Source organism: Nocardioides kribbensis, assembly GCF_015070375.1.
Taxonomy (GTDB): domain Bacteria; phylum Actinomycetota; class Actinomycetes; order Propionibacteriales; family Nocardioidaceae; genus Nocardioides; species Nocardioides kribbensis.
Genome location: NZ_JADCLL010000007.1, coordinates 220,141 through 228,950, shown reverse-complemented (window position 1 = coordinate 228,950; position 8,810 = coordinate 220,141). Strand labels below are relative to the sequence as shown.

Sequence of the window (8,810 nt, the reverse complement as noted above, 5' to 3'; positions counted from 1 at the left end):
GCCTCGCGCGCGGCACTCGGGAAGGGCGGCATGCCCACGAACGTGCGGCTCATGCGACATCTCCACTCGGGCCAGAGGTCGGGGTCGGGGCCTGGACCGGGGTGGCCTCGGCAGGAGCGGCCAGCACAGCACCCTCCTCGGTGGAGGCCAGCACCTCGGCCAGGTGCATCACCCGCACCCCTGAGCGCTCCCGCGAGAGCAGGCCACCGACGTGCATCAGGCACGAGTTGTCACCGGCCACCATCACCTCCGCGCCGGTCTCGCGCACATGACGGGCCTTGTCCGAGCCCATCGCCACCGAGGTGTCGGCGTTCTTGACCGCGAAGGTCCCCCCGAAGCCACAGCACTCCTCCGCGCCCGGCAGGTCGACCAGCCGGATCCCCCGCACCGCCTCCAACAACCGACGCGGGCGATCACCCACCCCCAGCATCCGCAGCGAGTGACACGTCGGGTGGTAAGTCACCCGGTGCGGGAAGTAGGCCCCCACGTCGGTCACCCCCAGCACGTCGACCAGGAACTCCGAGAGCTCGTAGACCTTCGGCGAGGTCGCCTCCACCGCCCGCTCCAGCGCCCGGTCGCCGCTGCGCCGCGCCACGATGCCGTGCTGGTGACGCGCCGAGCCCGCACACGAGCCCGACGGCGTCACGATCGCGTCGTAGCCCGCGAAGGCCTCCACGAACGTCCGCACCACCGGCACCGCCTCGTCCAGGTACCCGGTGTTGACCATCGGCTGCGCGCAGCACGTCTGCGCCGCCGGGAAGTCGACGTCGACCCCCAGACGCCGCAGCAGCCGCACCACCGCCTGCCCCGTCTCGGGGAACATCGCGTCATTGACACAGGTCACCATCAGCGCGACGCGCACGTCATGCTCCTCAGGCCCATGCCGCGCCGTCGGGGTAGGCGTAGCGGGTCCGGCTCGCGTCGAGCATCCGCGCGGAGAAGCCGGGAGCGGTCGGGGTGACGTAACGGCCGCCGCGGACGACGGCCGGGTCCGCGAAGTGCTCGTGGAGGTGGTCGACGTACTCCACGACGCGGTCCTCCTGGGTGCCGCTCACCGCGACGTAGTCGAACATCGAGAGGTGCTGGACCAGCTCGCACAGGCCCACGCCGCCCGCGTGGGGGCACACCGGGACGCCGAATCGAGCGGCCAGCAGGATGATCGCGAGGTTCTCGTTGACGCCGGCGACGCGCGCCGAGTCCAGCTGGAGGATGTCGATGGCCCCGGCCTGGAGCAGCTGCTTGAAGATCACACGGTTCTGGCCGTGCTCGCCGGTGGCGACCTTCACCGGTCCGACCTGACGTCGGATCGTGGCGTGGGCCAGGATGTCGTCGGGGCTGGTGGGCTCCTCGATCCAGTAGGGGTCCCAGGGTGCGAGGCGCTGCACGGCGGTCACAGCGTCCTCGACGTCCCAGCGCTGGTTGGCGTCGATGGCGATCCGGATGTCGGGTCCGACGGCCTCGCGGGCCAGCTTGAGGCGTCGCACGTCGTCCTCGAGGTCGGCGCCGACCTTGAGCTTGATCTGGGTGAACCCCTCGGCCACGGCCTCCTCGGCCAGGCGGATCATCTTCTCGTCGCTGTAGCCGAGCCAGCCCGGAGAGGTGGTGTACGCCGGGTAGCCCTGCGCGCGCAGCAGACCGGCGCGCTGCTCCCGGCCCGGCTCCGCGGCGCGCAGGATGTCGAGGGCCTGCTCCCGGTCGAGCGCGTCGGTGAGGTAGCGGAAGTCGACCTGGTCGACGAGCTCCTCGGGGGAGAGGAACGAGAGGTACTCCCACAGCGGCGCTCCGGCCGCGCGGGCCTGCCGGTCCCACAGCGCATTGACCACCGCGCCGATGGCCATGTGCATGACGCCCTTCTCGGGGCCGAGCCAGCGCAGCTGGCTGTCGTGCAGGAGGGCGCGCGAGGTCTCCGCGAGCTCGTGGGGGCCGCCGACGCTGCGGCCGGTGAGGAGCGGGGCCAGCGCCTGGAGGGCGGCGACCACGACCTCGTTGCCGCGACCGATCGTGAAGACGAAGCCGTCGCCCTGCGAGTCGTCGTCGCAGCGCAGGCGCACGTAGGCGGCGGAGTAGTCGGGGTCGGGGTTCATCGCGTCCGACCCGTCCAGCTCTCGCGAGGTGGGGAACCGGATGTCGCTGATGTCGAGCGAGCTGACGGTGCTCATAGCACTCCTTGGACGATCGAGTCGGCCTCGGGCCACACGGCCTCGGGCACGGGGGTGGCGAGCCAGGCGGCGGAGGCGGTGGCGTGGGCGGGCTTGGCCTGCCCCGTCACCACCGAGGCGACCGCGCGGTGGCGCAGGGGGAAGTGGAGGGCGAGGTGCGGCAGCGTCGTGCCGTGCTCGCGGGCCAGGTCGGCGAGCCGGCGGGCGGCCTCCAGCAGCCGTGGGTCGGGAGAGGCGTAGTCGAAGTGCGAGTCGCCCCTCGGCTCGGCGCGCGAGAGCAGCCCCGAGTTGAAGGGAGCGGCCGCGAGCACCGCGACCCCGCGCTCGGCGCACGCCTCGAGCAGCGGCTCGCCGGTGCGGTCGAGCAGCGTCCAGCGGCCGGCCAGCATCACGACGTCGACCAGACCGGCCTCGACGCAGCGCAGCGGCTCGCGCCAGCCGTTCATCCCCACGCCGACGGCCCCGATGACGCCCTCGTCGCGCAGCCGCGCCAGCTCGGGCAGGGCCTCGGTGAGGGCCTGGTCCATGTGGTCGTCGGCGTCGTGGACCAGCACGACGTCGATGTGGTCGACACCGAGCCGCTCCAGGCTCTCCTCCAGGCTGCGGCGCACGCCGAGGGCGGAGTAGTCGAGGGCCCGCCGCAGGTCGTCGGGGGTGTCGAAGCCGGCCTCGAGGTCGCTCCCGGTCGGCTGCTCGTTGCGCACGAGGAGACGCCCCACCTTGGTGGAGAGCACGTAGTCCTCACGCGGGCGCTGCGCCAGGGCGCGTCCGAGCCGGCGCTCGGAGAGACCGACGCCGTAGTGGGGCGCGGTGTCGAAGTAGCGCACGCCGGCGTCGAACGCCGCGTCCACGGCGTCGTGGGCGGTCGTGTCGTCGACGGCTCGGAACAGGTTGCCGATGCTGGCGCCGCCGAAGCCCATGACGCTGACCTCGAGGCCGGTGCGCCCGAGCGGGCGCCGCTCGAGCGCGGGCCCGGCCGTGGGCTCTGCCGTGGGCTCGGTCGTGGGCTCGGTCCCGGTGGGCTCAGTCATGGTGGAACACCTCCCGCAGGGGCGCCCACTGGGTGTCGGGGGCGCTGTCCACGCGCTGCTGGCAGGGGTCGGTGAGGCGCCACCAGCGCTGGGTCGCCGGATCGGCGGCCACCGCGGCCAGGTCGGCCTCGAGGTCGTCGCCGACGTGCTCGAAGTAGGAGAAGAGCAGCCCGTCGCGCAGGAAGATGGAGAAGTTGGTGATGCCGCTGGCGCTGAGGCGTGCGGTGACCTCGGGCCACACGTCGGCGTGCAGGCGGAGGTACTCCTCCTCCTTCTCCGGGCGCAGGCGCACCACCTGCCCGACGCGCGTCACGACGCCTCCGGGGCGGGGGGCCGCAGCCGCAGCCGGTCCATGCCGCCGTCGACGGCCACCACGGTGCCGGTGGTCGAGGCCGAGAGCGGGGAGGCCAGGAAGGCGACGGCGTGGGCCACCTCGTCGGCGGAGACCAGGCGGCCGTGCGGCTGACGTGCCTCGAGGGCGGCGCGCTCGCCGGCGGGGTCCTCGGCCGCGCCGAGCAGCCGCTGCACCCAGGGTGTGTCGGCCGTGCCGGGGGCGACGGCGGTGACGCGGATGCCCTCGTGGAGGTGGTCGGCGGCCATGGCCAGGGTGAGCGAGAGCAGCGCCCCCTTGCTCGCGGAGTAGACGGCGCGCTGCGGGAGCCCGGCGGTGGAGGCGATCGAGCAGGTGTTGACGATCGCGGCGTGGGAGGAGGCGCGCAGCGCCGGCAGGGCCGCGCGCGAGACGCGGGCCGTGCCCACGACGTTGACGTCGAGCACCCGGTGCCACTCCTCGTCGGAGGCGTCGGCCACGGAGCCGGCCGCTCCGACGCCGGCGTTGTTGACCAGGACGTCCAGACCGCCCAGCTGCTCGACTGCCGAGGCGACGGCCGCCTCGACGGCGGAGCTGTCGGTGACGTCGGCGGTGACGGCCACCAGGTCCTCCCCGGCCACCGGTGTGACGTCGCGGTCGAGGACGGCCACCCGCGCGCCGCGCGCGACCAGGGTCCGCGCCACGGCCAGACCGATGCCCGAGGCGCCGCCGGTGACCAGCGCGGTCAGCCCGTCGAACTCGCCGCTCATCAGGCGCTCCCCAGCTGCTGGCGCTGGCGACCGAGGCCGTCGATCTCGAGCTCGACCACGTCGCCCGCCGACAGGTACGGCGTACCGGGGACGCCGAGGGCCACCCCGGCCGGTGTCCCGGTGTTGATGACGTCGCCGGGGTAGAGGGTCATGAACTGCGAGACGTAGCGGACGATCTCGTGCACCCCGAAGACCATGTCGGAGGTCGTGCCGTCCTGCTTCAGCTCGCCGTTGACCCACAGTCGCAGGCCGAGGGCCTGGGGGTCCCCGACCTCGTCGGCGGTGACCAGCCAGGGACCGAAGGGGTTGAAAGTCGCACAGTTCTTGCCCTTGTCCCACTGACCACCGCGCTCGAGCTGGAAGGTCCGCTCGGAGACGTCGTGGCTGATGGCGTAGCCGGCCACGTGGTCCGCGGCCTCCTCGGCCGAGCCCAGGTAGGCGGCCGTGCGGCCGATGACGACGGCGAGCTCGACCTCCCAGTCGGTGCGGTCGCTGCCCCGGGGCACCAGCACCTCGTCGTCAGGACCGACGACGGTGTCGGGTGCCTTCATGAACAGCACGGGCTCGGAGGGGACGGTCGCGCCGGTCTCGCGGGCGTGGTCGCTGTAGTTCAGCCCCACGCACACGATCTTGCCGATCCCGGCCACCGGAGGCCCGAAGCGGTCGGGCTGCTCGACCACGGGGAGGTCCCCCGCGTCGAGCGCGGCCCGCACCCGCTGCAGCGTCTCGGCCCCCAGGCTGCGGGCGTCGAGGTCGTCGACCGTGCCCGTCAGGTCGCGCCAGGCGCCCTGCGCGTCCTGGGCCACGGGACGCTCGGCGCCCGCCTGTCCTACTCGTGCCAGCTTCATCGTTCGTCCTGTCTGGGTTGTCTGGTGTGTCTCGTGTGTCCGCCGTGCGTCACTGCCGGGCCGCCCCGTGGGAGCACCCGTAGGGGCCGTGCTCAGGCGGCGGGAGGGGCGTCCGCGGCCTGCTCGCCGTGGACGAGCCGGATGATCCGGCCGCTCATGGCGGCGTAGTCGTGGCTGTTCTCGACCTCGCCGGTGAGGCGTCGCTCGTGCATCACCGCGACCCGGTCGGCGAGCGCGACCATCTCGGGCAGGTCGGAGGAGATGAGCAGGATGGCCAGCCCCTGCTCGGAGAGCTGGACGATCAGCTCGTGGAAGGCCGCCTTGGTCCGCACGTCGATCCCGACGGTGGGCTCGTCGATCACGAGGACCGAGCAGTCTGCGGCCAGCCACTTGGCGAGGCTGATCTTCTGCTGGTTGCCGCCGGAGAGCTGGCCGGCGAGCTGGGTGGGCCCGGAGAGCCGGATGCCCAGGCGCTCCTGGTACGTCGCGAGCAGGTCGCGCTCGCGGCGCTCGGCCACCAGACCGAGGCGGGCCAGGCGGTCCCACACCGTGACCGCGACGTTGCGGGTCACGGTCTGGGTGAGGAAGACCCCCTCCTCCTTGCGGTTCTCGGTGACGTAGCCGATGCGGTGGCGGCGCAGCGCGTCGCCGACCGAGCGGATCGTCACCGACCGCCCGTCGACGAGCACCGATCCGCCGGTGACCGAGTCCAGGCCCAGCAGGGCGCGGACCAACTCGCTGCGACCGGCGCCGACGAGGCCGTAGAGGCCCACGATCTCACCGCGGTGCACGGCGAGGTCGACGTCGCGGTGGCCCACCGAGGTCGACACCCCCCGCAGCTCCAGCGCGGGCGTCGTGGACCGGTCGACCTCGCGTGCCTGCAGCTCCCGCTCGGTGTGGGCCCGGCCGACCATGAGGTCGACGACGTCGCTGCGGGTCAGGCTGCTCAGCGGCACCGACCCGGCGACGCTGCGGCCGTCGCGCAGGACGGTCACGACGTCGGCGATCGCGAAGACCTCCTCCAGCTTGTGGGTCACGAGCACCACGACGTGGCCCTGCTCGCGCAGGCGCCGCACGACGTCGTAGAGACGGTCGGCCTCCTCGGCGGTCAGGGAGGCGGTGGGCTCGTCGAGGAGCAGGACCTGGCTGTCGGTGGCCAGCGCCTTGGCGATCTCGACCAGCTGCATGTGGGCCACCGAGAGCTCGGCGACCGGACGGTCGAGGTCGAGGTCGAGGTCGAGCATCGCGAGGCAGCGCCGGGCGATCTCGCGCACACCGGCCCTGTCGACGAGACCCGCCCGGGAGGGCAGCGCCTGCAGCGCGATGTTCTCGGCCACCGAGAAGGCCGGCACGAGGTTGCGCTCCTGGTGGACCACACCGATCCCGGCGGTCTGGGCGTCGGAGGGACCGGAGAAGACGACCGGGCGGTCGGGCTCGTCGTCGCCCTCGCCCACCAGGACGGTGCCGCCGTCGGCCTTGTGGACGCCGGTGAGGACCTTGATCAGGGTGCTCTTGCCGGCGCCGTTCTCGCCCAGGAGGGCGTGGACCGTGCCGGGGCGCAGGTCGAGGTCGACGCCGTCGAGGGCGCGCACGCCCGGGAACAGCTTCACCAGCTGGGTGCACACGACTCTCATGAGGAGCCCCTTCCGCGACGCTGACTGACGAGGACCGCGCCGAGGACGACCGCGCCGACCACGAGGTCGACCCAGCGCGGGTTGATGCCGTACTGGGCCTGGGCGACGTCGACGAGGCGGACGATGAAGGCCGCCAGGCACGTGCCGAGCACGCTGACCACGCCGCCGGTCAGGGCGACGCCGCCGATGATGGGAGCGGCGAAGCTGGGCAGCAGCAGGTCGTCACCGACGCTCGCGTTGACGCTGCCCGCGAGGGCCACCACCAGCACGCCGGCGACGCCGGCGAGCAGGCCCGAGAGGGTGTGGGCGACCACGAGGCTGCGGTCGTTGGAGATCCCCGAGAGCCGGGCGGCGAACGGGTTGCCCCCGCTGGCCAGCAGCATGCGCCCGGCGACACTGCGGGCGAAGAACACCCAGACGGCGACGGCGGTGGCGATCGCGGCCAGGAACACCACGGGGAGGCCGAGCACGTCGGCTCGTCCCAGGGCGACCAGGCCGGGGGAGTAGTCCTGGTAGGTGCCCGTGCCGTTGATGCCGTAGCGCAGGCCCGAGACCACCGACATGGTGGCGAGGGTGACGATGAACCCGTTGATCCGGGTGAGCACGACCAGCACGCCGTTGGCCAGGCCGACGAGGGCGCCGACGGCGAGACCGGCCGGGATGGCCAGCCACGGCGGCAGTCCGGTGTCGGACATCAACGAGGCCGAGACCATCGCGCACAACCCGGTGAGGACGCCGACGGAGAGGTTCATCTGGCCCACGGCGAGGACGACCATCTGTGCCAGGCCGATGACGATCGGCACGGCGAGGAACTGCAGGACGGCGCGCAGGGTGCCGGCCTGCAGGATGTTGCCCTGGGTGGTGACCGCGAGGGCGGTGAACCCGAGGACGGCGACCGCGGCGAGCACCAGCTCCGTGCGGTGCAGCGAGGTGGTCACACCGCGTCGGGTGCGGACCTCCGACTCCAAGGTGGCGCTCATGCGCGGACCCCCCGTCGCTCGGCCAAGACCTGGCGGACCCGGTCCAGGGAGAGGGCGACCAGCAGGACGACCCCGATGAAGATCTGCAGCGCGTCGGCCTCGAACTGCAGCAGGTTGAGGCCCTTCTGGATGACCGAGGTCAAGGTGGCCCCGAGCGCAGTGCCGAGGGCGCTCACGGCGCCGCCGGCCAGCAGCGTGCCGCCCAGGACGGGCGCGAGGAACGACGGCAGCAGGAAGGAGTCGCCGATGCTGGCGGAGAAGGCGCCGTTGGTCATCGCCAGCATGAAGCCCGCGAGTCCGGCCAGCAGGCCCGACAGGGCGTGGGCGGTGACGACGCGGCGACCCACCGGGATGCCGCTGAGTCGCGCGGCGCGCAGGCTGGCGCCTGTCATGAGGACCTCGCGACCGTTGCGGCTGCGCCCGAAGAACAGCCCGACCAGCACGAGGGCGACCAGGGCGAAGGGGAGGAGCAGGGGCACGGGCGGGCCGCACACGGGCCCGATGCAGTAGTCGAAGAAGGTGTCGGAGCGCAGCTCGTCCATGCCGGGTGGCCGGGTCGAGAAGGCCACACCACCGGCGAAGCGGTCGTAGAGGAGCGCCACCACGCCGAGCAGGCCGAAGTCGAGGGCGAGGGTGACGACGAAGGAGTTGACCCCGGTCGCGGTGATGATCGCGCCGGCGACAGCGCCGATCGCGGCGCCGACGACCAGGGCGACCACGAGGCCCACCACCAGGGGGGCGTCGAAGCGGTCGTAGGCCAGGCCCGCGGCGAAGGCCGACAGCGCGGCCATGCGCCCGACGGCGAGGTTCATGTGGCCCAGCGACAGCACGGCCAGCTGGGCCAGGCCGACGACGACGAAGACGCTGATGTCGCGCTGCAGGGGCACGAGCGTCAGGTCGACGTCGAGGAACGCCGGTCGCGCGCTGCTGAAGAGCGCGACCAGCGCGGCGATGACCACCACGAGGCCCACCCGGGGATTGGCCCACCAGGGCAGCCGTGGCGTGGGGGAGGCCCCCGGTGGCGGCTCCTCCACCCCTCGTCGGCGCACCCTGCGGCGCGTGTCGCTGGCGTCCACCT

At 73.0% G+C, this 8,810-nt stretch carries 9 protein-coding genes; all 9 read right to left on the bottom strand.

All coding sequences use genetic code 11. The features are described 5' to 3' along the window. Positions 1-49: 49 nt before the first annotated feature. Positions 50-847 carry a (Fe-S)-binding protein gene (locus tag IR170_RS16075; RefSeq protein WP_193665763.1) on the bottom strand — a complete coding sequence of 266 codons (798 nt, stop codon included), beginning with the start codon at positions 845-847 and terminating at the stop codon, positions 50-52. A gap of 25 nt (positions 848-872) precedes the next feature. After that, positions 873-2,159, bottom strand: coding sequence for an enolase C-terminal domain-like protein (locus IR170_RS16070; RefSeq protein ID WP_193665711.1), 1,287 nt, complete (start codon positions 2,157-2,159; stop codon positions 873-875). After that, entirely contained in the window at positions 2,156-3,190 is a 1,035-nt protein-coding gene (locus tag IR170_RS16065; protein WP_193665709.1) for an aldo/keto reductase, read from the bottom strand. Before IR170_RS16065 ends, IR170_RS16070 begins: the two co-directional genes overlap by 4 nt. Beyond that, positions 3,183-3,503: an L-rhamnose mutarotase gene (locus IR170_RS16060; RefSeq protein ID WP_193665707.1), complete on the bottom strand. Its 321-nt coding sequence runs from the start codon at positions 3,501-3,503 to the stop codon at positions 3,183-3,185. The genes IR170_RS16065 and IR170_RS16060 overlap by 8 nt, the downstream gene beginning before the upstream one ends. After that, a complete protein-coding gene (locus IR170_RS16055) occupies positions 3,500-4,270 on the bottom strand; it encodes an SDR family NAD(P)-dependent oxidoreductase (protein WP_193665705.1) in 771 nt (256 codons plus the stop codon). The genes IR170_RS16060 and IR170_RS16055 overlap by 4 nt, the downstream gene beginning before the upstream one ends. Beyond that, entirely contained in the window at positions 4,270-5,118 is an 849-nt protein-coding gene (locus tag IR170_RS16050) for a fumarylacetoacetate hydrolase family protein (protein ID WP_193665703.1), read from the bottom strand. The genes IR170_RS16055 and IR170_RS16050 overlap by 1 nt, the downstream gene beginning before the upstream one ends. A 92-nt stretch (positions 5,119-5,210) precedes the next feature. Next, positions 5,211-6,752, bottom strand: a complete 1,542-nt coding sequence (locus IR170_RS16045) for a sugar ABC transporter ATP-binding protein (protein WP_193665701.1) — start codon at positions 6,750-6,752, stop codon at positions 5,211-5,213. Next, positions 6,749-7,732: an ABC transporter permease gene (locus tag IR170_RS16040; RefSeq protein WP_193665699.1), complete on the bottom strand. Its 984-nt coding sequence runs from the start codon at positions 7,730-7,732 to the stop codon at positions 6,749-6,751. The genes IR170_RS16045 and IR170_RS16040 overlap by 4 nt, the downstream gene beginning before the upstream one ends. Beyond that, positions 7,729-8,808, bottom strand: a complete 1,080-nt coding sequence (locus IR170_RS16035; protein WP_319805123.1) for an ABC transporter permease — start codon at positions 8,806-8,808, stop codon at positions 7,729-7,731. Before IR170_RS16035 ends, IR170_RS16040 begins: the two co-directional genes overlap by 4 nt. Between the last annotated feature and the right edge of the window lie 2 nt (positions 8,809-8,810).

Excerpts from the sequence above, each read along its gene's own strand:
- IR170_RS16075 (WP_193665763.1), bottom strand. The coding sequence starts at position 847 with ATGGTGACCTGTGTCAATGACGCGATGTTCCCCGAGACGGGGCAGGCG.
- IR170_RS16040 (WP_193665699.1), bottom strand. The coding sequence starts at position 7,732 with ATGAGCGCCACCTTGGAGTCGGAGGTCCGCACCCGACGCGGTGTGACC.
- IR170_RS16050 (WP_193665703.1), bottom strand. The coding sequence starts at position 5,118 with ATGAAGCTGGCACGAGTAGGACAGGCGGGCGCCGAGCGTCCCGTGGCC.
- IR170_RS16065 (WP_193665709.1), bottom strand. The coding sequence starts at position 3,190 with ATGACTGAGCCCACCGGGACCGAGCCCACGACCGAGCCCACGGCAGAG.
- IR170_RS16055 (WP_193665705.1), bottom strand. The coding sequence starts at position 4,270 with ATGAGCGGCGAGTTCGACGGGCTGACCGCGCTGGTCACCGGCGGCGCC.
- IR170_RS16045 (WP_193665701.1), bottom strand. The coding sequence starts at position 6,752 with ATGAGAGTCGTGTGCACCCAGCTGGTGAAGCTGTTCCCGGGCGTGCGC.
- IR170_RS16070 (WP_193665711.1), bottom strand. The coding sequence starts at position 2,159 with ATGAGCACCGTCAGCTCGCTCGACATCAGCGACATCCGGTTCCCCACC.